This window comes from Polynucleobacter sp. JS-JIR-II-c23 (assembly GCF_035011225.1).
Classification (GTDB): domain Bacteria; phylum Pseudomonadota; class Gammaproteobacteria; order Burkholderiales; family Burkholderiaceae; genus Polynucleobacter.
In genome coordinates, this window is the sequence record NZ_JAYGQT010000002.1 from 1 (window position 1) to 20,702 (window position 20,702).

The 20,702-nt window shown below is 42.7% G+C and carries 22 protein-coding genes and 1 tRNA gene; 15 read left to right on the forward strand and 8 right to left on the reverse strand.

The window, feature by feature from the left end; genetic code table 11:
- Positions 1 to 52 precede the first annotated feature (52 nt).
- Together VC159_RS10295 and VC159_RS10300 are read right to left on the reverse strand one after the other, a co-directional pair.
- Complete coding sequence (locus VC159_RS10295) at positions 53 to 733, reverse strand: hypothetical protein (RefSeq protein WP_323473588.1); 681 nt, start codon at positions 731 to 733, stop codon at positions 53 to 55.
- 102 nt (positions 734 to 835) lie between these two features.
- Positions 836 to 1,636 (reverse strand): hypothetical protein, encoded by an 801-nt coding sequence (locus tag VC159_RS10300; protein WP_251367748.1) that lies wholly within the window; start codon positions 1,634 to 1,636, stop codon positions 836 to 838.
- 216 nt (positions 1,637 to 1,852) lie between these two features.
- Between VC159_RS10300 and VC159_RS10305 the strand changes: the two genes are divergently transcribed.
- Positions 1,853 to 2,194, forward strand: a complete 342-nt coding sequence (locus VC159_RS10305) for a hypothetical protein (RefSeq protein ID WP_215358874.1) — start codon at positions 1,853 to 1,855, stop codon at positions 2,192 to 2,194.
- Positions 2,195 to 2,219: 25 nt separating this feature from the next.
- Here VC159_RS10305 and VC159_RS10310 read toward each other — a convergent pair whose 3' ends face one another.
- A complete protein-coding gene (locus VC159_RS10310) occupies positions 2,220 to 2,342 on the reverse strand; it encodes a hypothetical protein (protein WP_323473589.1) in 123 nt (40 codons plus the stop codon).
- A 33-nt stretch (positions 2,343 to 2,375) separates the two neighbouring features.
- On the opposite strand from VC159_RS10310, the gene VC159_RS10315 reads away from it, so the two are divergent.
- From VC159_RS10315 to VC159_RS10345, 7 genes are all read left to right on the forward strand, one after another.
- A complete protein-coding gene (locus VC159_RS10315) occupies positions 2,376 to 5,576 on the forward strand; it encodes an efflux RND transporter permease subunit (protein WP_215358875.1) in 3,201 nt (1,066 codons plus the stop codon).
- On the forward strand, positions 5,573 to 6,811 hold the full coding sequence (locus tag VC159_RS10320) for an efflux RND transporter periplasmic adaptor subunit (RefSeq protein ID WP_215358876.1): 1,239 nt from the start codon (positions 5,573 to 5,575) through the stop codon (positions 6,809 to 6,811). The genes VC159_RS10315 and VC159_RS10320 overlap by 4 nt, the downstream gene beginning before the upstream one ends.
- A 1-nt stretch (position 6,812) precedes the next feature.
- The gene (locus VC159_RS10325) at positions 6,813 to 8,222 is read left to right on the forward strand and encodes an efflux transporter outer membrane subunit (protein ID WP_215358877.1); all 1,410 of its coding nucleotides are present in this window, start codon (positions 6,813 to 6,815) and stop codon (positions 8,220 to 8,222) included.
- Between the two features lie 291 nt (positions 8,223 to 8,513).
- Positions 8,514 to 9,440: an amino acid ABC transporter substrate-binding protein gene (locus VC159_RS10330; RefSeq protein ID WP_215358878.1), complete on the forward strand. Its 927-nt coding sequence runs from the start codon at positions 8,514 to 8,516 to the stop codon at positions 9,438 to 9,440.
- Between the two features lie 22 nt (positions 9,441 to 9,462).
- On the forward strand, positions 9,463 to 10,254 hold the full coding sequence (locus VC159_RS10335) for an amino acid ABC transporter permease (RefSeq protein WP_215358879.1): 792 nt from the start codon (positions 9,463 to 9,465) through the stop codon (positions 10,252 to 10,254).
- Between the two features lie 9 nt (positions 10,255 to 10,263).
- A complete protein-coding gene (locus VC159_RS10340; protein WP_215358880.1) occupies positions 10,264 to 10,932 on the forward strand; it encodes an amino acid ABC transporter permease in 669 nt (222 codons plus the stop codon).
- A gap of 37 nt (positions 10,933 to 10,969) precedes the next feature.
- Positions 10,970 to 11,704: an amino acid ABC transporter ATP-binding protein gene (locus VC159_RS10345; RefSeq protein ID WP_323473591.1), complete on the forward strand. Its 735-nt coding sequence runs from the start codon at positions 10,970 to 10,972 to the stop codon at positions 11,702 to 11,704.
- A 23-nt stretch (positions 11,705 to 11,727) separates the two neighbouring features.
- On the opposite strand, the gene VC159_RS10350 is transcribed toward VC159_RS10345, so the two are convergent.
- Positions 11,728 to 12,900, reverse strand: a complete 1,173-nt coding sequence (locus tag VC159_RS10350) for a Do family serine endopeptidase (RefSeq protein ID WP_215358882.1) — start codon at positions 12,898 to 12,900, stop codon at positions 11,728 to 11,730.
- Positions 12,901 to 12,922: 22 nt separating this feature from the next.
- Complete coding sequence (gene mscL / locus VC159_RS10355) at positions 12,923 to 13,345, reverse strand: large conductance mechanosensitive channel protein MscL (protein WP_215358883.1); 423 nt, start codon at positions 13,343 to 13,345, stop codon at positions 12,923 to 12,925.
- A 137-nt stretch (positions 13,346 to 13,482) separates the two neighbouring features.
- On the opposite strand from mscL, the gene petA reads away from it, so the two are divergent.
- The 6 genes from petA (at position 13,483) to VC159_RS10385 (ending at position 17,542) form a co-directional block, all read left to right on the forward strand.
- The gene (petA, locus tag VC159_RS10360) at positions 13,483 to 14,085 is read left to right on the forward strand and encodes a ubiquinol-cytochrome c reductase iron-sulfur subunit (protein ID WP_072584012.1); all 603 of its coding nucleotides are present in this window, start codon (positions 13,483 to 13,485) and stop codon (positions 14,083 to 14,085) included.
- A 10-nt stretch (positions 14,086 to 14,095) separates the two neighbouring features.
- Positions 14,096 to 15,496, forward strand: a complete 1,401-nt coding sequence (locus VC159_RS10365) for a cytochrome b (RefSeq protein ID WP_216232254.1) — start codon at positions 14,096 to 14,098, stop codon at positions 15,494 to 15,496.
- A gap of 31 nt (positions 15,497 to 15,527) precedes the next feature.
- On the forward strand, positions 15,528 to 16,301 hold the full coding sequence (locus tag VC159_RS10370; protein ID WP_215358886.1) for a cytochrome c1: 774 nt from the start codon (positions 15,528 to 15,530) through the stop codon (positions 16,299 to 16,301).
- A 98-nt stretch (positions 16,302 to 16,399) separates the two neighbouring features.
- Positions 16,400 to 17,011, forward strand: a complete 612-nt coding sequence (locus VC159_RS10375; RefSeq protein WP_028819209.1) for a glutathione S-transferase N-terminal domain-containing protein — start codon at positions 16,400 to 16,402, stop codon at positions 17,009 to 17,011.
- A 29-nt stretch (positions 17,012 to 17,040) separates the two neighbouring features.
- Positions 17,041 to 17,448 carry a ClpXP protease specificity-enhancing factor gene (locus tag VC159_RS10380; protein ID WP_323473592.1) on the forward strand — a complete coding sequence of 136 codons (408 nt, stop codon included), beginning with the start codon at positions 17,041 to 17,043 and terminating at the stop codon, positions 17,446 to 17,448.
- An 18-nt stretch (positions 17,449 to 17,466) separates the two neighbouring features.
- Positions 17,467 to 17,542, forward strand: a tRNA-Thr gene (locus tag VC159_RS10385).
- Positions 17,543 to 17,686: 144 nt separating this feature from the next.
- On the opposite strand, the gene VC159_RS10390 is transcribed toward VC159_RS10385, so the two are convergent.
- Complete coding sequence (locus VC159_RS10390) at positions 17,687 to 17,893, reverse strand: hypothetical protein (RefSeq protein ID WP_323473593.1); 207 nt, start codon at positions 17,891 to 17,893, stop codon at positions 17,687 to 17,689.
- A gap of 63 nt (positions 17,894 to 17,956) precedes the next feature.
- Here VC159_RS10390 and VC159_RS10395 point away from each other — a divergent pair, with 63 nt between their 5' ends.
- Positions 17,957 to 18,505 carry a hypothetical protein gene (locus VC159_RS10395; RefSeq protein WP_323473594.1) on the forward strand — a complete coding sequence of 183 codons (549 nt, stop codon included), beginning with the start codon at positions 17,957 to 17,959 and terminating at the stop codon, positions 18,503 to 18,505.
- Positions 18,506 to 18,509: 4 nt separating this feature from the next.
- On the opposite strand, the gene VC159_RS10400 is transcribed toward VC159_RS10395, so the two are convergent.
- Positions 18,510 to 19,076, reverse strand: a complete 567-nt coding sequence (locus tag VC159_RS10400) for a site-specific integrase (protein WP_323473595.1) — start codon at positions 19,074 to 19,076, stop codon at positions 18,510 to 18,512.
- Positions 19,077 to 19,395: 319 nt separating this feature from the next.
- Complete coding sequence (locus VC159_RS10405; protein WP_323473596.1) at positions 19,396 to 20,562, reverse strand: hypothetical protein; 1,167 nt, start codon at positions 20,560 to 20,562, stop codon at positions 19,396 to 19,398.
- Between the last annotated feature and the right edge of the window lie 140 nt (positions 20,563 to 20,702).

Below are 20,702 nucleotides of genomic sequence, written 5' to 3' on the forward strand. Positions count from 1 at the left end.
CTTTGCGGGCTTTATTTATCTCTGTAACGCTACAAGTGAATTTATTAATTGCTCATTTATAAGAAATTAATTCATATCGCAACATATTTTCATAGCGATCGTTACCAATACCTGTATTGTTATCTAAGTAGGTGCCATTTGTGGTTTTGACTACCCACCTGCCAATATTCGGTGCTATCCAAGTCGTTGAGTGACGTAAGGAGGTGTGCCTAGAAAAATCATCACTAATGAAATAGATAGAGTTAGTGCTTTTTAAAGTATTGAACTGACTGCCCTGAAGGGTGACCACTTCAGCTCCTGCATTAGTAATGGTAGATGACCAAAGATATTTGCTTTCGGCGTCACTAACTTTGTATTGAGTAGTAAAAGTTTGTGATTTGACATTGGACTGAGGCCACATTGGCATGGGGCTTACAAAATTCACTGGTGGATTCCAGTAGGGATCGCTTAAAACGAGCCCAGTAGTAGATTGAATCTCTGATGGTAATGAACCATGCTTTTGACTTTCCCGTTTAATTTCAATCAATGGTGCTACGGACACTACGTTTTCCGTAATCGTATCAATTACTTCATTGTTGTAGAGATTGCGTACGTTATAAATCCACTGTTGACCAACGGCCACCTTTCTGATTGCTTGGTAGCTCTCGCCAGAATCCATCTTCGATTCTGAGGTGCTGAAGACGGCATTACCTGCGCAGGCCGATAGAAGTGAGCCGAAAATGACTGTTGTCATAGACAAGAGTAAATACTTAAATGGTGCGTTTATTTTCATGATGTTCGTTTTCAGGGCGATGTATTGATCTTCATGTTAAACCAAATATCTGGATTAGGCGCGTTAAAAAGTATAGGAAATTCTTCCATACGTTGACCAGTTGTATTGTTTATACGTGTCCACTAATTGCTTGCTGGCCCCAATCGCTAATGAGAAATTTTTTGAAAGTCTATGGACAATCATTCCATCGATGGGGATAAACCAACTACCACTAGCAGTATTGAATATCATGCCATTCTCATCCCAGAAGCGGATTTGAGTATCAGGAGTAAGTGAAAGCCCTGCAGTTGGATAAATTTGAAGGTTGCGCTGAAGTGCGGGTTGATTGGGGTTGATATTAACCGAGTTATTTTTAGTATCAAAGCCATATATATAGCGCAGCAACGGTGAGAAGTCGGAGATTAGTGTATCTGCGCCTTCGGTTGGTTTAAAAAGCCATCGAATCTGTGGGCCTATTGCCCATTGCCCGTTATTTCCAAAGGGAAAAATGATTCGACCGCCAATGGTTGCATTGATGTTGGGTAAAAAATCCTTATCCTGCCCCCATATGGTTAGCATTGTGTTGCCCGCGCTAAATTGACCTGAGTTATTAAATTCTTGCCCGTTAGCGTTACTTGACACTATGGAGGTATCTAGGCGAATCCTGCCTTGCCAGGACCCGATATCCAGCGGATTGTAGTATCTGATTTTTAAAATATCACTATAGCTGGAGTTAGCTTGATAATTTTGATAGCCCCAAAATTCTAATGTTTTGTCATTGGATAGTTCTTGAGGTGTATTTTTAAATCTGCGATTTAAGTCCGTCTCCTCTGCAAGTGCTGATATTGGAAGAATGCCTAAGAGGATGAAGAAAATATATCGCATCAATAAGATACTGTTAAATCAGAATACTTAGAATTGATCTAAAACTAATATAGACCAAGGAAAATGAAACTGAATTCTAAGGTGTTTTCCTTGGCAGGTTGCTTTTAGACTGAAGTTCTATAGGTGCTTTCAAGAATAAATATGCTGCAATGCAATAAATTGATTCTGGCGTAAGAAAATCTTGACAGATCTTGCCAACAAGAATGTAATGGGCAGATGCAAAAATTTGTAAAAGTGCTAATTCTGTCGAGCTGTATCTTTTTTGCTCTTGTGAAAACTGCTGGCGCTCAAATTTTTGTCCAAAATGCTGTGCAAAGAGCTCAAGCTTATGTCGGCGTCCAAAAAGACGCTAATCCCTTGGATGAGTCATCTAAAGGATTAGAGCAAAAAGAACCCAATCTAAAGATTAACTTGAGCGCGCACGTATTAGGCAATATCTCTGAAAATACACTAGTATTTTTTCCTCTTGAGAATGAGTCTTGTTTTTGTATCCGCGTTTCAGAGGGTATGCCTGGCTTAGTGCCGTCTTCAATCTTCAGGCCTCCACGAGTCGTCTAGCACTCCAGGAGTTGGCAGATCACCTTCACTTGCTGTCATGATATTGCCAAGAGTTGCTCACATCCTTATTCAGTTTGAACTTATAGTTGACTGGCATCAAAGTGCCATTGTCAGCAGATGCGCTGAAGATTAGTGGAAGCGACTCCATTGATAAATTTTAGCTTTAATAAAGATTAAAAAAATGATTAGGTTAGTTAAATTAGCTTTAGAAAAGCCATATACATTTGTGGTGATGGCGATTTTGATAGCTCTTATGGGGATCTTTAGTGCACTTCGCTCCCCAATTGATATTTTTCCAGAAATTCGTATTCCAGTAATTAGCGTAGTCTGGTCTTATACAGGTATGCAGCCTGAGGATATGGCTGGAAGGGTTGTTTACGCTTATGAGCGCGCATTAAGCTCAACAGTAAATGATATTGAGCATATTGAATCTCAATCACTGCCTGGTTATGGAATTGTCAAGATTTTCTTTCAGCCTAGTGTCGATATTCGTCTAGCGACAGCACAAGTAACTTCGATTTCACAAACAGTGCTCAAGCAAATGCCGCCTGGTATTACGCCGCCACTCATTTTGAACTACAACGCTGCCACAGTGCCAATCGTGCAGCTAGCGCTCTCTAGTCTATCCCTATCTGAGCAACGTATTTTTGACTATGGACAAAACTTTATTAGACCTGCTCTAGCAAGTGTGCCTGGCAGTGCGGTACCTTCGCCGTATGGGGGTAAAACTCGTCAGATTCAGATTGACTTGCGTTTAGCTGCACTTCAAGCAAGAAAGTTAACCCCTAATGATGTGATTACCGCACTAGCGGCACAAAACCTCATTATTCCAACTGGCACACAAAAAATTGGAGAGTATGAATATAGTATTAAGTTAAATAATGGGGTGAATGGATTCCAGGAGATTGCTGACTTCCCGATTAAATTAGCAAATGGCGCAGTTATTCAGCTTAGGGATGTGGCTCAAGTTCGAGATGGCTCCCCACCGCAAACGAATCTAGTGCGCTTGGATGGCGGTAAGGCAGTGTTGATGACTATTTTGAAATCTGGTGCAGTTTCTACGCTAGATATTATTGACGGCGTTAAAGCACTGGTTCCGAAGCTAAAGGAGTCCTTGCCTCCAGAATTAAATATCAATATTAACGGCGACCAATCAGTATTCGTAAAAGCCTCTATTAGTGGCGTGATTCATGAGGGATTGATTGCGGCAGCCTTGACTAGCTTAATGATCCTATTATTTTTAGGAAGCTGGCGATCAACTGTGATTATTGCTTCTTCGATCCCGCTTGCAATCTTGTTTGCGGTATTGATGTTAAACATTACCGGTGAAACCCTAAATATTATGACCTTGGGGGGTCTTGCCTTGGCAGTGGGTATTCTGGTTGATGATGCCACCGTTACGATTGAGAATATTAACTGGCACTTAGAGCAGGGAAAGTCGATTCAAGATGCAATCCTGGATGGCGCAGCACAGATTGTAGGGCCGGCATTTATAGCGCTACTATGTATTTGTATTGTATTTGTGCCTATGTTCTTTTTAGAGGGTGTCTCTAAGTTTTTATTTGTGCCGATGGCTAAGGCTGTGATGTTTGCAATGATTGGATCTTTTATCCTATCACGCACTTTTGTGCCTACTTTTGCAAATTTCATTTTAAAAGAAATTCATGGTCATGATGAGCATGCATCTGGACATTTGCGCTGGGTGATGGATATTAATCATACCAATCGAGTAGTCAGGATCAAGGGTAGGCTGGCTAAATTTCAATATCAATTTGAAAACGTATTTAACTCTGTCAGAAGCAGATATTTTGAATTTTTGAAATTAGTCATAGTGGATCAAAAAAAGTTCATTATGATATTTATGGTCGGCGTATTGGGCTCATATCTTTTAATCTTCTCTTTTGGGCGAGAATTTTTTCCAGCAGTTGATGGTGGTCAAATTAAGATGCACGTTCGAGTGCCAGTCGGCACTCGTCTTGAAGAAACCGCACGACAATTTAACGATATTGAGGCCGAGATTCGTCGCTTGGTGCCCCAAGATCAAATTGAAAGTATTGTTGACAATATTGGGCTATCTGTCAGCGGAATTAATATGGCATATAGCAGTACGGGTACCATTGGTCCACAAGATGGTGATATTTTGGTTTCTCTAGTTAAGGGGCACTCACCAACCGATGAATTTGTAAAGAAGTTACGTGAAGAGCTGCCTAAGAAATTCCCGTCAACTAGTTTTGCATTTTTGCCTGCCGATATTGTGAGTCAGATTCTGAATTTTGGTGCGCCTGCTCCTATCGATATTATCGTGAAGGGGACTAAGCGGGATGAAAACTTTGCCTTTACAGCAAAATTACTAGAGCGCGTTAAAAAAATCCCAGGGATTGCGGACGTGCGAATTCAGCAGGCAACGAATTATCCTCAGATTAATGTCGATGTAGATCGTGTGCAGGCTGCGAAGATTGGCATAACGCAAAGGGATATTACTAATAACATGGTGACTACATTGGCAGGTAGTGGCCAGGTAGCCCCTGCATTTTGGCTAAATCCATCCAATGGTATTTCTTATCCGGTAGTTGTTCAAACGCCGCAAATACAAGTTTCTAGTATTTCAGACCTTTTGAATATTCCGGTAGCCGGCTCGAATGCTTCAACAGGAACAATCCTTGGTGGAATCTCATCCCTAAGAAGAAATTTTGCAGATGCAGTTGTGACGCATGACAGTATTAAGCCTTCATTTGATATTTACGCCGACACTCAGGGTCGCGATCTTGGGGCGGTGGCATCTGATATCAATCGCATTATTGAGGAAGAAACCAAAAATATCCCTAAAGGCACAACCGTAGAATTGAGAGGGCAAGTTTCTACAATGAACTCTGCTTTCACTGGTCTAGGTTTAGGCTTGATAGGATCTATCGTATTAATTTACTTAATACTGGTGGTGAATTTCCAATCCTGGCTAGACCCATTCGTCATTATTACTGCATTGCCAGCAGCCATAGCCGGAATTATTTGGATATTATTTTTGACTTTTACAAACTTATCGGTACCAGCCCTTACGGGGGTGATTATGTGTATGGGGGTTGCTACAGCAAATAGTATTTTGGTGGTTAGTTTTGCCCGCGAACGTTTGCCAATCGATAAAGATCCGATTAAGGCGGCCTTGGAGGCTGGTTTTTCAAGGTTCAGGCCCGTGATGATGACTGCATTGGCAATGGTGATTGGTATGGCCCCGATGGCATTAGGTCTTGGTGAGGGCGGCGAGCAGAATGCCCCTCTTGGCAGAGCCGTTGTAGGGGGGCTCATTTTTGCAACGTTCGCAACTCTTATTTTTGTACCGGTTGTGTTTAGCCTTGTACATAAAAACTATGGATCAGAAAAAGCATGAAAACAATTAAATTCAATAAAGATTCTTTAAAAAATGTCCTTCCATTGGTGAAGAAGTATGTAGCTATAGCAAAAGAATTTTTAATTACGCTTTATCGAAAATATCAGGGACTCGAAAAAAATCAAAAGCGTATAGTCCAAGTGGTGCTCGTGATCGTCATTCTCAATTTTGGATTTCGAATTTATGGGTTTATTTCCGCTAAATTTCGCTCTGAAGAAAATGCGCAAAGGATAGTTACCGTTGTTATGCCAGTAGTTGGCGGTGCTGAAAATTCAATCTCCTTTCCGGGTCGCCTCGAAGCCTACTTAAATGCACCAATCTATTCTCGTGTAAATGGTTATATGAAGAAATGGGATAAGGATATCGGTGCCGAGGTTAAAAAAGGTGAGATTTTAGGAAGAATTGAGGCTCCAGAAGTGGATCAGCAACTACAGCAAGCAAAATCTGATTTGATTGCTGCAAAGAGTAATGAGGCTCTAGCTAAGATCTCCTTAACAAGATGGAAGAATCTTTTTGCAGAAGATGCTGTCTCAAAGCAAGAGTTGGATCAAAAGACTACTGAATATGAGACTAGAAAATCTTTGCGTCAAATTGCTGAGGCAAATTTACAGAAGGCTGAGATCTTCTCAGACTATAAAAATATTCCAGCGCCGTTTGCTGGGCAGGTTACCGAACGCAATATTGATGTGGGTGCTTTAGTAACCGCTGGTGCAGGTAAGCCACTATTTAATGTTGCCAATATTGATAAGTTACGACTGTTTGTAAATATTCCACAGGTATTTATGAACGATATTCAGCCTGGTATTTCGGCAAGAATTCGTGTTCCTGAGTTTCCGGAAAAAGTATTTGAAGCGAAGGTAGTCCGTTCGGCTGGCGCAGTAAATGAAAATTCTGGAACGGTCCTCATAGAGATTGAAATGGATAATCAAGAACACGTCTTAACTGCTGGCGAGTTTGCCCAAGTCAATATTGATCTGCCTTCTGATCGGAATATTCCGCGGGTACCGTCTTCGGCTTTAATTATTCGTAAGAACGGAGCATTCTTGGCAGAGGTTGGTAAAGATCAAAAGGCGGTATTTACCAAGGTCGTGATTGGCAGAGATTTTGGCCAAGAGGTTGAGGTGATTGGTCCAATTACGAATCAGTCTAAGATCATCAATAATCCACCGGATTCATTGATTGCTGGCGAGGTAGTAGTGCTTGCAAAAGAGTCGAACGGAAATAAGGCGAAATAGTATGTCAATTAAATTTCGACGTTTCCTAGGGGTTGGGCTGCTCAGCGTTTGCTATGGATGTTCTCTTGCTCCGGATTACAAGCGCCCTGAAATGCAAATGCCAAGTAACTTTAAGGAGATTTCTCAGGATTGGGTGGTTGCTAAACCTGCCGATCAGATGAAAAGAGGTTCTTGGTGGAAAAATTTTGGCGATCCGATTTTGGATCAATTGGTTACAAAAACTGAGGCCAATAACTTTCAAATTGCTGCTGCAGTGGCTCGATATGAAAATGCAAGTGCATTTTTAGCGGTTAATAACGCAGGGCTATACCCACAAATTGCAGTGACCGGTGCCACAACGGAGAATAGACAGTCTGCGGGAAGGCCTCTACGCGGGGCAAATCAGCCTAATATTTATGACAATAATTTTTTTGGCGGCCTTGCAACTTATGAGGTCGACTTATGGGGTCGCGTTCGGTCCGGCATTGATTCGGCATCGGCCTTGGCGGAGGCTAGTCAAGAGGATTTAGAGTCGGTACGTTTAATTATTCAGGCGGACCTCGTCAGCAGTTACATTGCGATGCGAGGTGTTGAATCTCAGCAGGATATTTTGCAGCAAGATTTAAGCACGTATCAAAAACAAGCCGATTTAATGCAAAAGCGTTACAAAGAAGGCATTAACCCTGGGGTCGATTTTTACAGGGTGCAGGGTTTGGTTGAAAGCGGGCGTATTCGAGAGAAGGCGCTACAAACCCGCCGCGCACAACTAGAGCATGTGATTGCTGTTCTGGTGGGAGAGTCTCCTTCCTCATTCTCCTTGCCAAGAGGGAGTGTTGATAATCTAAAGCTTGCTCCTGTGGCTGTATCTATTCCCTCGACCTTGCTTGAGCGTCGCCCCGATGTTGCGTCTGCCGAGAGAAGGGTAGCAGCTAGTAATGCAGAAATTGGTGTCGCAAGAAGTGCTTTTTTCCCAGTTCTATCTTTGTCCGCCTTTGGTGGTTATCAAACTGCAAATCAAGCTAATATTCTTGCCGCCCCTAATGCTTTCTGGACAATAGGACCGCTAGCATTTTTAACAATTTTTGATGGCGGTAGAAGATCTGCAATTGTTGATCAGGCAGTCGCGAAGAACGCTGAAAACACAGCTGTCTATAAAAATACTGTGCTTGTAGCTATTAAAGAGGTAGAGGATGTATTGGTGCAATTAAAGAATCGTGAAGAATCTTTAGTGAACGTCGAAAATAGCTTAATGTATGCAGAAAAAACTTATAAGATTTCTACGGTCAGATATCGAGAGGGCGTTGCTGGCTACCTAGAAATTGTCGATGCTGCCATTGATCAATCTAGAGCTCGGACGGTTCAGGTTGACTACCAGACTCAATTGCTGATTGATCGAGTTTTGCTGATCAAAGCCCTTGGAGGGTATTGGTAATTCAGAGTTATATAGCGCTCTGCGATGAGTCTTGGGCAGATGTTGTGAGATAAATCATAAAACGTAGGCCAGTTTTCTATGAAGATATCCTGATAATTTATGGGTTGAAGAATTTTTTAGCTCAAAACTGCAGAGGTGCAGAGCATCTTTAAAGACCTGGGCTACGTTTTTATAGTCATGCGCCTTAAATCCAGTGCTTTTTTATTGGCTATTCCATAAATATCTGTTAAAACTACAAGAATTGTGAAATTTTTATTTGCCCACATATCTGCTAACTTTTTAGAATTGACCATGAAAAATACTTACTTTTTTAAAAGACTCCAAGGCTCAGCAGTTTTAGCTATCGCAACCATTTTGACAAGTTCCGGTGTATACGCATCTAGCGCCACTATGGATAAAATCAAGTCTACCGGCGCGGTTACTATGGGAGTCAGAGAGTCCTCAATCCCGATGTCCTATACCACTGGCGATAGCCGTTTTGATGGCTACCATGTTGAAATTTGCCGCATGATTTTGGGTGACATTAAAGATAAGTTGGCCATGAGCACTTTGCGCATCAACTATCAACCAGTAACTTCACAAAATCGCGTTCCTTTAGTACAAAACGGCACAGTCGATATCGAGTGCGGCACAACAACTAACAATGTTGCGCGTGCTAAAGATGTTGGCTTTGCCAACACCTTGTACGTTGAAGAGGTACGCATTGCAGTCAAGGCAAATTCAGGAATTACTTCTATTTCTCAATTGGCAGGTAAAAAAGTTGCGACAACAACAGGGACAACCTCTGTACAACTTTTGCGCAAGCATGAAAAAGCCAATGGTGTGAACTTTGACGAAGTATTTGGTAAGGATCATGCTGACAGCTTCTTGTTGCTTGAGTCTGGTCGTGCTGATGCCTTTGTAATGGACGGCTCTATTTTGGCTGGCAATATCGCCAACTCTAAGAATCCAAAAGATTACAAAATTGTTGGCGAAGTCCTGTCTACAGAGCCAATTGCAATTATGGTTCGTAAAGACGATCCAGAGTTTAAGGCTGCAGTGAATGCCGCAATTGCAAAGATTGTTGCGAATGGCAAAATGCCTGGATTGTGGAATAAGTGGTTCTTGTCACCAATTCCACCAAAAAATATCGTAGTTGGTCTTGAGCTATCCCCAGCAACTAAAAATGCTTGGGCTAATTTGAATGACAAACCTGCAGAAGATTACAACAAGAAGTAATTCAATTAAATAAGTTTTCAATATGGCATTAGATTTAGGTGTTTTTTGTAAAAGCACCTTAGACGGAGAAGTAGTTGATCACTGCTTCTCCTCTATATTTGGGCTTAGCCAAAATGCGGATCCCAGCTATCTAGACTGGTTGATGAAGGCGTGGGGCTGGACCTTGGCGGTAGCAGCTCTAGGTCTTGCAATCGCCTTGATTTTGGGCGCCGTGATGGGTACTTTGAGAACCCTGCCGGATAACGGCAGACTAAGCAGGGTGTTGGTGCGACTTTCAACTACTTGGGTAGAGTTATTTAGAAATATCCCAGTCTTAGTTCAGGTATTTCTCTGGTATCACGTTATCCCCGCATTTGTTCTGCCATTAAAAGCACTGCCATCGTATTGGTTAGTCAGTATTGCCTTGGGCTTTTTTACTTCTGCTCGCATAGCGGAGCAGGTGCGCGCTGGCATACAGTCTTTACCAAGCGGGCAACGAGCTGCAGCAACTGCGTTGGGCTTAACTACCCCGCAAACCTATCGCTATGTCATATTGCCTATGGCATTACGCATTGTCATTCCACCTCTGACATCTGAGAGTATGAATGTGATCAAAAACTCTTCAGTGGCCTTTGCGGTATCTGTACCTGAACTCACTTTATTTGCGATGCAGGCGCAAGAGGAAACTTCTCACGGCGTAGAGATTTATTTGGCGGTTACTGCGCTCTATGCCTTATCTGCGTTTGCCGTTAATCGTGTGATGGCTTTGATCGAAAAAAGAAGTCGTATCCCTGGTTTTATTGCCGCATCGAATGATGTAAGTCTGGCTCATTAAAGGAATGATATGTTGAGCTTAGACTTAAGTTTTTATAACTGGGAACTTTTCACAAATTATATTTTGAAGGGGTTGTTATTTAGTGTGCAGCTCACTGTCATTGCTACTGTTGGCGGCATTGTGGTCGGCACTTTCTTAGCATTGATGAGACTCTCCGGTAAGCCTTCTTTAGTTTATCCAGCAACGTTTTACGTTAATACCATGCGTTCCATTCCATTGGTAATGGTCATTCTTTGGTTCTTCTTGCTCATACCAATGTTGATCGGTAGACCTATTGGTGCGGACTTATCGGCCACCATTACCTTCATTGCATTTGAGGCTGCTTTCTTCTCGGAGATTGTTAGGGCCGGCATTCAGTCAGTTCCAAAAGGTCAGAGTTATGCTGGTGAGGCCTTGGGAATGACCTACGGCCAAAACATGCGCTTAGTCGTTTTGCCGCAAGCATTTAGAAATATGATTCCTGTCTTCATGACGCAGACCATCATCTTGTTCCAAGATACTTCTTTGGTTTATGCGATTGGCGCTTACGATCTCTTAAAAGGTTTTGAGATTGCTGGAAAAAATTATGGCCGTCCAATCGAAACCTATATCTTGGCTGCCGCTACGTATTTCATCATCTGTTTTTCACTGTCTAAAGCAGTGCGCGCCATTCAGGCAAAAGTTGCCATTATTCGCTAATTATTTTTTTTGATCGCTACATACTACATAGACCATCATGATTGAACTTCAAAACGTTTCTAAATGGTATGGCTCCTTTCAAGTGTTGACTGATTGCACAACGTCAATCAAAAAGGGGGAGGTAGTAGTTATTTGTGGTCCTTCGGGTTCAGGCAAGTCAACGTTAATTAAAACTATTAATGCATTGGAACCATTTCAATCTGGTCAAATTTCCGTTGATGGCATTAATCTGCATGACCCTAAAACTAACCTTCCTAAACTGCGCGCTCGCGTGGGAATGGTTTTCCAGCATTTTGAACTTTTCCCGCACTTAAGCATTACCGAGAACCTTACGCTTGCACAAATTAAGGTGTTAGGACGCTCGGCTGATGAAGCAAAAACCCACGGACTGAAATATTTAGAGCGTGTTGGTTTGAGTGCGCAAAAAGATAAATTTCCGGGGCAGCTCTCTGGTGGTCAACAGCAACGTGTAGCTATTGCACGCGCATTGAGTATGGACCCGATTGTGATGTTGTTCGATGAGCCCACCTCTGCGCTTGACCCTGAAATGGTTGGTGAGGTTTTAGACGTTATGGTCAAGCTTGCTAATGAGGGTATGACTATGTGCTGCGTGACTCATGAAATGGGTTTTGCTCGCAAGGTTAGTCATCGGGTGATCTTCATGGATCAAGGCCGCATTATTGAGGATTGCACCAAGGATGAATTCTTTGACAATCCTGAAGCACGTTCGCCTAGAGCTAAGGACTTCTTGTCCAAAATATTGGCCGGATAAGATTTAACGAATCAGCATTTGTGCTAATTCATTGTTTTTGGCCTTTTCCCAGTTTGGACTTTGAGCTCCAATTCTTTGTCTTTGCGTAAGATTTTGAGAGAGGCTTCATTACCGGGGCCAATCTGTGCAATTTGATTTAATAGCTGTCTTACATCTTTAATGTCGTTGCCATTAACGGCAACCAGTACATCTCCAGGCTTGATTCCACCTTTGGCTGCAGGCCCAGCCTCTAGAACGCCTGATAGTAGAACGCCGGCCGTATTTTGAGGCAGCCCCAATGACTCCAAGAGTTCCCTGGATAAGTTTTGAGGCTCAACTCCGATCCAGCCGCGAGTAACACTGCCATTAGCAAGAATCGATTCCATCACCTGTTTTGCCAGGTTAACTGGGATGGCAAAACCAATTCCCATGGAGCCTCCATTGTTGGAATAGATAGCAGTATTAATTCCAATCAAATGGCCTCGTGTATCAACTAAGGCGCCACCAGAATTTCCAGGATTGATGGCGGCATCAGTTTGAATAAAGTTTTCAAAAGTATTAATGCCTACATGATCACGACCCAGGGCAGAAATAATCCCAGAGGTAACGGTTTGACCAACGCCAAATGGATTGCCAATAGCGAGTACAACATCACCAACGTGAATCGATTCAATTTTTCCTAAGGTGATCGGCGTTGGTAATTGTTTAACATCAATCTTTAATACAGCAATATCTGTTTCGGGGTCGCCGCCAATAATTTTGGCCTTTACTTTTCTGCCATCAGATAGCGCTACATCAATTTCATCTGCATCACTAATGACGTGATAATTGGTCAGAATAATTCCCTCTGGACTGACTATTACCCCGGAACCCAGGCTGGAGCTGGGTTCGGTGTCTGGTGGCTGATCCCCGAAAAAGAATTTAAATAAAGGATCTGCAGACTTATTGCTATTCTCTTTGCGAGTTTTAGGTTTTGTATTTGCCTTGCTCGTAAAAATATTGACAACAGCAGGCATCGATTTTTTTACAGCATCGTGATACGAGCCTGGACTAAGTGCAGAGCTATCGTAAGCACCCTCGCTCAGTGTGACGCTCTGCACCATGGAGCCCATTTGTGAGTCCGATATCCAATGTGGCTTGAGCGTAGCAACAATGAACCACGCAGCCAGCATTATCGTTACTGATTGCGCAAATAGTAACCAGAGTCGATTCAGCATTTTTTATGTGGATGTGAACAAATTATTTTTTTAGGCTGTCGCGAATTTCGCGCAGCAAAACGACATCTTCCGGAACTGGCGGAGGAGGTGGCGCATCCATTAGGCGAACTTTATTCACCACTTTGACCATTTGGAAAATGACGAATGCCAGAAGGACAAAATTGATAGAAATGGTAATGAAGTTGCCATAGGCAAAAATGGGTACACCGGCTTTTTTCAGGGCATCAAAGGTCCTGGGAACGCCGTCTGGAACATGGCCCAGTACGATAAAAAGGTTAGTAAAGTCGATATGCCCCCCTAAAAGGGTGGAAATTATGGGCATAACGATGTCGTTCACCAGGGAATCAACGATTTTCCCGAAGGCGCCGCCAATAATGACGCCGACTGCCAAATCAATCACATTGCCCCTTACGGCAAAGTCGCGAAACTCCTTTAAAACGCTCATAAATGCTCCCCTTTTCGTATAGATACAGATTAATCCGAGATTAACCCCATAACTTTCTTGCTTACCCCACTTTTTACTTTAAAATCCTACCTTTAAGCAATTTCCACCCATAAATACCCTTTTTAGGAATTTTGTAAATGAGTGACAAGCCCTGTATGGACAAGGATCGCCGTAACTGGTTGATCGCCACATCGGCGGTTGGTGGCGTAGGTGCAGCCGCAGCCCTTTACCCTTTTGTAGACAGTTTTGAGCCTTCTGAGCGTGCAAAAGCCGCTGGAGCTGCTGTTGAAATCGATATCTCTGGTATGCAGCCAGATGAAATGAGAATGGTGGAGTGGCGCGGTAAGCCTGTTTGGGTAGTTCGTCGTACACCTGAGCAAGTTGCTGAGTTGTCCAAAATTGATAGCGAATTAGCTGATCCAAATTCATTGCGTGACCCATCTCAATTTACACCGCCTTATGCCCAGAATCAGTGGCGTTCCATTAAGCCCGAGTACTTGGTAGTTGTTGGTATTTGTACCCACTTGGGATGCTCTCCTAATGCCAAGTTTGAGGCCGGTCCTCAGCCATCCCTGCCAAACACATGGCCAGGCGGCTTCCTTTGCCCATGTCATGGCTCCACATTTGATATGGCAGGCCGTGTATTTAAGAACAAACCAGCCCCAGATAACCTTGAAGTGCCACCACACATGTATTTGAGCGACACCAAGATTCTGGTTGGCGAAGATAAGAAGGCCTAAGGAGAGATAAATGGCATTCCACGAAAAAGAAGTTCCAGCAGACGCCTCTGCAGCCCAAAAGCTCATGGCTTGGGTTGACTCACGTCTACCGGTAACAGAGGCATTTAAGCGTCATATGAGCGAGTATTACGCTCCAAAAAATCTGAATTTCTTCTACATTTTTGGCGCATTAGCTATCGTAGTGTTAGTAAATCAGATTCTTACCGGTATTTTCTTGACCATGAACTATAAGCCTGATGCTGCAAAGGCTTTTGAGTCAGTTGAATACATCATGCGTGAAGTTCCATGGGGTTGGATGATTCGCTACATGCACTCCACTGGCGCCTCTATGTTCTTTGTGGTGGTTTATATGCACATGTTCCGTGGTTTGATCTACGGTTCTTATCGCAAGCCACGTGAACTTATTTGGATCTTCGGTTGCGCAATTTTCTTGTGCTTGATGGGCGAAGCATTCTTCGGTTACTTGCTTCCATGGGGTCAAATGTCCTATTGGGGTGCTCAAGTGATTGTGAACTTGTTCTCTGCAATTCCATTCATTGGTCCAGACCTTTCCTTATGGTTGCGTGGTGACTATGTTGTGGGTGATGCAACCCTCAATCGTTTCTTCGCATTCCATGTGATTGCAATTCCATTGGTATTGGTTGGCTTGGTTGCAGCCCATATTTTGGCTCTGCATGAAGTGGGTTCCAACAATCCAGATGGCGTTGAAATTAAAGAGAACTTGGATGCAAATGGTCACCCAGTGGACGGCATTCCATTCCATCCTTACTACAGCGTGCATGATGTGATGTACCTGGGCGGCTTCTTGATTATCTTTGCAAGCATTGTGTTTTTTGCTCCAGAGATGGGTGGTTACTTCCTTGAAGCAAATAACTTCATCCCTGCAAATCCATTGCAAACGCCTCCGCATATTGCTCCGGTTTGGTATTTCACGCCGTTCTACTCCATGTTGCGCGCAACTACAACGAACTTCCTACTGCCTTTATGGATCTTCTTGGCAGTCATTCTTGGAATGTTTGCTCTGAAGAGTAAAAACCTCAAGGTGAAGGGCGCATGTGCTGCAATCGCTCTCGTATTGGCGGCTGGCTTCTACTTGTTTGATGCTAAGTTCTGGGGTGTTGTGATCATGGGTGGTTCGGTTGTGATCATGTTCTTCTTGCCTTGGCTTGATAACTCACCAGTGAAGTCCATTCGCTATCGCCCACATTTCCATAAATATATTTATGGCGTATTTGTGGTGAGCTTTGTGATCTTGGGTTACTTAGGTATTCAGCCACCATCACCAGTGTTTGAAAAGATTTCTCAGGTATGCACTATTTATTATCTGGGCTTCTTCTTAGGAATGCCGTTCTGGAGCACGCTTGGTAAATTTAAGCCAGTTCCATCACGCGTTACTTTTAAGTCCCATTAATTCAGACACCAAAGAGAAACTAGGAACTAGTATGAAACGAATTCTGCAAACTTTGATGGGCGTCTGCCAAGCAACAGTATTGGTTGCGGCCCTGGGCTTTGGCGTTCATGCCAATGCAAATGAAGGTGGCTTCCCTTTAGATCAAGCCCCTAATCGCGTTAGTAACAATGCCTCATTGCAAAACGGAGCAAAGATATTTGTGAACTACTGCTTGAACTGCCATGCAGCCGCAAGCATGCGTTACAACCGTTTACGCGATATTGGCTTGACCGATCAACAAATCAAAGACAACCTCATTTTGACTGATGCCAAAGTGGGTGACTTGATGACCATCTCGATGACGCCAAAAGAAGCTAAAGCCTGGTTTGGTAAGACTCCACCTGACCTATCGGTTGAGGCGCGTGCTCGAGGAGCGGACTGGCTTTACACCTACTTCCGTACTTTTTACAAAGATGACACGACTCAGACCGGTTGGAATAATTTGGTTTACCCTAAAGTCGGTATGCCGCACGTTCTCTGGCAGTTGCAAGGTGAGCGTACTGCCAAGTTTGAGGAGCGTAAAGATCCTCATGATGAAAGCAGAACAGAAGAAGTTTTTGTTGGGTTTGAGCAGTTAACTCCCGGCACAATGAAGCCGCAAGAGTATGACGACAATATCGCCGACTTAGTTGCTTTCATGTCATGGATGGCTGAGCCAGTGCAGTTAGAGCGTAAACGTCTTGGCGTAATAGTGCTCTTATTCTTGACTATCTTCACTCTCTTGGCTTGGCGCTTGAATAAAGCCTATTGGAAAGATATTCACTAATTGATTTAATGGATCCCAAGTTTGGGGTTCATTAATGAAAAGATTTAACGCTGTTGTGCGTTTGTTGTATTGAAGTAGAAATTTAAGGAAATAAATTTATGATGGTGTTGTACTCGGGTACTAACTGCCCATTCTCGCAACGCTGCCGTTTGGTGCTTTTTGAAAAAGGCATGGATTTTGAAATCCGCGATGTCGACTTGTTTAATAAGCCTGAAGATATTTCGGTAATGAACCCTTACGGCCAAGTACCTATCTTGGTTGAGCGTGATTTAATTTTGTACGAGTCAAACATCATCAATGAATATATTGATGAGCGTTTTCCTCACCCACAATTAATGCCGCCTGATCCCGTAGCACGCGCACGCGCACGCCTCTTCCTCTTCAATTTTGAGAAAGAATTGTTTGTGCACGTAGCTGCCCTGGAAAATGAAAAAGGTAAAGCTGCTGAAAAGACTCACGAAAAAGCACGTTTAGCGATTCGTGATCGTTTGACTCAGTTGGCGCCGATTTTTGTTAAAAACAAATACATGTTGGGCGATGAGTTCTCTATGCTGGATGTAGCGATTGCGCCATTGTTATGGCGTCTTGAGCACTATGGCATCGATCTCTCTCGCAATGCAGCGGCTTTGTTGAAATACGCTGAGCGTATTTTTAGCAGACCTGCGTATATCGAGGCTTTGACTCCTTCTGAGAAGGTAATGCGCCGCTAAGCATTTCTAGCGGTTCATGATTCCTCGGCATGTCTGACATTCCAAGCAATAAACCTTATCTAATCCGTGCCCTACATCAGTGGTGTACGGATTTTGGTTTTACGCCCTTCATAGCGGTTTTTGTGGATGCCAGGGTTGAGGTTCCTATGGAGTTTGTGAAGAACGATGAGATTGTTCTAAATCTCTCCGTGGAAGCTTGCCATCAGTTGGCAATAGAAAACGATTGGATAAGCTTCCAGGCGAGATTTGGCGGCATTCCAAGAAAGATCATGGTCCCGGTCACCCATGTTCTAGCAATCTACGCCAGGGAAAATGGTCAAGGGATGTCTTTCCCATTTGATCCAGCTCAGGCCCGTGATCTTCATATTGCGGATTCTGAAAATCAGACCCCTGAAAAACCCAAAACTACAAGACCATCCTTGAAGATTGTGAAATAGGATAAAATATTAACCGTTGCCCCTTTAGCTCATCTGGTAGAGCAACTGATTTGTAATCAGTAGGTGGTCTGTTCGAGTCGGACAAGGGGCACCAGCTCTGTAAGGGCTCTGAGCTGTAGTTAACGCTAACTTCAAAAAGACTTTTTTCGCTGTGTAAGCACTGTGTAAGCAAAAAAGTATTCATTATTCCCCCCCCAAGTTCAGATTCACTTAATTTAAGAAATATTCTACTGATTCGTCAAGTGGGCAATTCTTCTACTAAGGCGTTTTGTAGACTCTTCTGGGCTTTGGCAACCTTTTGACGCTTTCGTTCAGCATTTAACGCTTTGCTGACATTGTCTTTCTGCCGCTTCAATGCCTCCAAGCGTGCCTGCTCTGGAGTCAGCGGTTTAATTGGCTTGGTTGCAACTGTGGAATGATTTTCCGTTATTTCAAAGCACTTCATTTTTAATGTCCAATCTGCTGTGGTGACTTACGTAATGTCACGTTTGATACTTGGTGGATCGAAGTGGGCTATGGCATCTTTGCAGAAAAGAAGCCTTTTAATAAAGTATCAATAAATAATCAAACGGATATCTTTGGTGAAGATGTCAAAGTGCTGCATTTGGAAATTCCGCTCAATGTCTCGCCCAAAACGTTGCGAGCGCAGTTTGATAATCTATTAGAACTACACCACCCACATTACAAAGACTTTGATCGCTGGCAAGCCAGCACAGCACCTGTGCGCATGGAGTCCCGCAAGCTCACCTCAGTCTCACTTAATATTTGCTTGGATGTTTATCGCTTGTTTCTTGAAAAATCCAAGCAAGGCGAAGCATTGCTGTATGAGATAGGTGAGGAACTCAGAATTAACCCCAAGCTCAATATAATCCATTCAGATAGGGCTATTGAGGTCAATGAAAAACGCATCAAAATGTCATCGGCAGTTAGTGAATATTTAGAGAAGGCAAAGAATTTAGTGGCACACGCTACTGAAGGGCGCTTTCCTTGCACAGACAATCACCCGTGGATTGAGCGGCAAACTAGAGCGCCACGGAAATCCCGCTACGATGACTAAGCTGTTATATCAACTCCACAGCCGCTCGTTTCATATCGTCATTAACATCAATATATTTTTGAGTGACAGAAATACTCTTGTGCCCTGCCAAACTAGCTAGTATCCGCACAGAGATACCCTTGTTTGCGGGGGTGGTGATAAATTGGCGACGACCACTGTGGCTGCTTGCGCCTGCAATACCTGCCTTCTTATACAGCCAAAAGAAGTGCTGACACATCGTATTAGGCGTAAAACTCAAACGATTGGATGTATGAAAAAGTACAATCGTTGGGTCTTTAATATGACGGGTTTTAAGATACACCGCCAATTCTTCTTTAAGTTTGGCTGGTAGGAACACGGTTCTGCCGTCATTGCCCTTGGTTTGCGCCGCACTTAAACGGATTTCACTCTTAATCGTGCCATCGTCATTTAATACATCCCCCATTTTTAGTTGAGCGATTTCTTTGACTCGAAGTCCCGCCCAAAATCCCATTAAGAGCATGGCACGATTGCGCTCTGCGTATTTGGTGGTGTTGATGTAGCGTAAGACTTGCTCTAATTCATTTGTGGTGAGTGTTTTAGCTTGTGCCATTAGTTTTGTCCTTTAGATAAATAAAACTGTGTATGCAGTTTGTATTCTTTTGTTGCAAAGGACGACCAATGGTCACTATCAAGAATATTCATTTAAATCAATGACTTAAGATTTAGCCCTACCAAAGAAAATAGCAATAATCTTTGGTAGGGCTAAATGTATTTATTAAATCTGTGGGATAAAGACGACAAAACATGGGGCACTAGTGTCGTGTTGCACACGACGGCTCAAATCAGCCCTATAGCGTTAAAACGGGGTTCTCAGCAGTAGAGCTATTCGGCGCGCCGAACTAATTGTTTTTAGACGGTTTTTGAGGGCTTCAAGCATATAGCTTTAGGTCTGATCTTTGAGTCCGTTTACTTTGAAGCAGCTCAATATTCATTTCGGCAGTTAGATTTGATGAATAAAATCTTTCAATCATCTCAACAGAAGTTCTCGCATTTCTTGCCAGCGTAAGTAAATCTATACCCCTTCCATACAAAAGCCGAAATGTAATTGCTGTGTGACGTAGGCTGTATAGAGACCTCTTTTCGCTATTAACGCCAATCCTCATATTTCCTTCATCAAGGATTTTTTTAAAGTGCCCAGATATTAGCGAAATAGCACCCTGCCTATCATCAACATGTGGGAAAAAAACATAGTCTTCTTGGTTTCCAAAGCCTCGGTTTGACTGATATGCCAATATCTTTTGATAGATGCTCACTGCAACCCGCATAGAAACAATTTGCCCAGTATGTTTCTTGGTTTCGATCATAGAAATTCTCAAATATCTATTGGAATCGTTAATAATTTGAATGTGCTTATGCTTAATTAACTTAATATCAACCGGTCTGACAAAGGTATTCACCATAAAACCTATTAACCATGTCATCTCGATTGGCACGGATGGGGTTTTAATAAATGCCCCATTTGCTGTATTTCGATGGGTTGGTGGTTTAGTTGCCTCACAAAGTGAGGAAAGCTGCTTTGAAATTCTGAGTAAATTCCTATACTCATCAACTGAAAAACTGCCCCTTGGAATGCTTTTTGATTTAATTTTCGGAAAGATGGGCAGTTGATCAACCACTCCATCCATGACCCCTACATAGAGGACTCGCTTTAGCAAACCTAAGTACTGGTTTATTGTGACGGCTCCAATATCCCGCCCTTGGAGATAAGTTATGAACGCAGAAATTTTTCTATGGCTAATATTTTTTACATCTTCTTCACCAAAATAAGCTAATAGATGCCCATTCAATCGACATCTCAGCATTTCAAATGTTTGATGTGTAATTTCACCTGCGCATAATCGCTGGCTTTCTTTAGAAAGCATTATTCCCGCCAATTTAGTAAAGCTATAAGACTGTTTAAGGTTGGAACTCTTAAAATTTAGCGCTATTTTCTGTGGACTTTCAATATCAAAATCGTCAATGAAATTTTCTTGCTTAGGTAAGCCCAATAGATTTGAATCGTTTGCCGCAAAAAAATAATTTGGCGATCTTTGCATTTTTTATTCCTGAAAATTACTCAGTTTCAAATTTGCAAATATATGAGGTTTTACTTTAAAGATCTATGACAACGGTTAATAAAAACTAGATCAACCTTATCTGAATTAAAGTATTCAGATTAAAAATAAAGCCCGCAAAA

What these genes read in the sequence shown, in the direction of transcription:
- VC159_RS10295 (WP_323473588.1), bottom strand. Translation starts at nt 733, where the DNA reads ATGACAACAGTCATTTTCGGCTCACTTCTATCGGCCTGCGCAGGTAAT.
- VC159_RS10300 (WP_251367748.1), bottom strand. Translation starts at nt 1,636, where the DNA reads ATGCGATATATTTTCTTCATCCTCTTAGGCATTCTTCCAATATCAGCA.
- VC159_RS10305 (WP_215358874.1), top strand. Translation starts at nt 1,853, where the DNA reads ATGCAAAAATTTGTAAAAGTGCTAATTCTGTCGAGCTGTATCTTTTTT.
- VC159_RS10310 (WP_323473589.1), bottom strand. Translation starts at nt 2,342, where the DNA reads ATGGAGTCGCTTCCACTAATCTTCAGCGCATCTGCTGACAATGGCACT.
- VC159_RS10315 (WP_215358875.1), top strand. Translation starts at nt 2,376, where the DNA reads ATGATTAGGTTAGTTAAATTAGCTTTAGAAAAGCCATATACATTTGTG.
- VC159_RS10320 (WP_215358876.1), top strand. Translation starts at nt 5,573, where the DNA reads ATGAAAACAATTAAATTCAATAAAGATTCTTTAAAAAATGTCCTTCCA.
- VC159_RS10325 (WP_215358877.1), top strand. Translation starts at nt 6,813, where the DNA reads ATGTCAATTAAATTTCGACGTTTCCTAGGGGTTGGGCTGCTCAGCGTT.
- VC159_RS10330 (WP_215358878.1), top strand. Translation starts at nt 8,514, where the DNA reads ATGAAAAATACTTACTTTTTTAAAAGACTCCAAGGCTCAGCAGTTTTA.
- VC159_RS10335 (WP_215358879.1), top strand. Translation starts at nt 9,463, where the DNA reads ATGGCATTAGATTTAGGTGTTTTTTGTAAAAGCACCTTAGACGGAGAA.
- VC159_RS10340 (WP_215358880.1), top strand. Translation starts at nt 10,264, where the DNA reads ATGTTGAGCTTAGACTTAAGTTTTTATAACTGGGAACTTTTCACAAAT.
- VC159_RS10345 (WP_323473591.1), top strand. Translation starts at nt 10,970, where the DNA reads ATGATTGAACTTCAAAACGTTTCTAAATGGTATGGCTCCTTTCAAGTG.
- VC159_RS10350 (WP_215358882.1), bottom strand. Translation starts at nt 12,900, where the DNA reads ATGCTGAATCGACTCTGGTTACTATTTGCGCAATCAGTAACGATAATG.
- mscL (WP_215358883.1), bottom strand. Translation starts at nt 13,345, where the DNA reads ATGAGCGTTTTAAAGGAGTTTCGCGACTTTGCCGTAAGGGGCAATGTG.
- petA (WP_072584012.1), top strand. Translation starts at nt 13,483, where the DNA reads ATGAGTGACAAGCCCTGTATGGACAAGGATCGCCGTAACTGGTTGATC.
- VC159_RS10365 (WP_216232254.1), top strand. Translation starts at nt 14,096, where the DNA reads ATGGCATTCCACGAAAAAGAAGTTCCAGCAGACGCCTCTGCAGCCCAA.
- VC159_RS10370 (WP_215358886.1), top strand. Translation starts at nt 15,528, where the DNA reads ATGAAACGAATTCTGCAAACTTTGATGGGCGTCTGCCAAGCAACAGTA.
- VC159_RS10375 (WP_028819209.1), top strand. Translation starts at nt 16,400, where the DNA reads ATGATGGTGTTGTACTCGGGTACTAACTGCCCATTCTCGCAACGCTGC.
- VC159_RS10380 (WP_323473592.1), top strand. Translation starts at nt 17,041, where the DNA reads ATGTCTGACATTCCAAGCAATAAACCTTATCTAATCCGTGCCCTACAT.
- VC159_RS10390 (WP_323473593.1), bottom strand. Translation starts at nt 17,893, where the DNA reads ATGAAGTGCTTTGAAATAACGGAAAATCATTCCACAGTTGCAACCAAG.
- VC159_RS10400 (WP_323473595.1), bottom strand. Translation starts at nt 19,076, where the DNA reads ATGGCACAAGCTAAAACACTCACCACAAATGAATTAGAGCAAGTCTTA.
- VC159_RS10405 (WP_323473596.1), bottom strand. Translation starts at nt 20,562, where the DNA reads ATGCAAAGATCGCCAAATTATTTTTTTGCGGCAAACGATTCAAATCTA.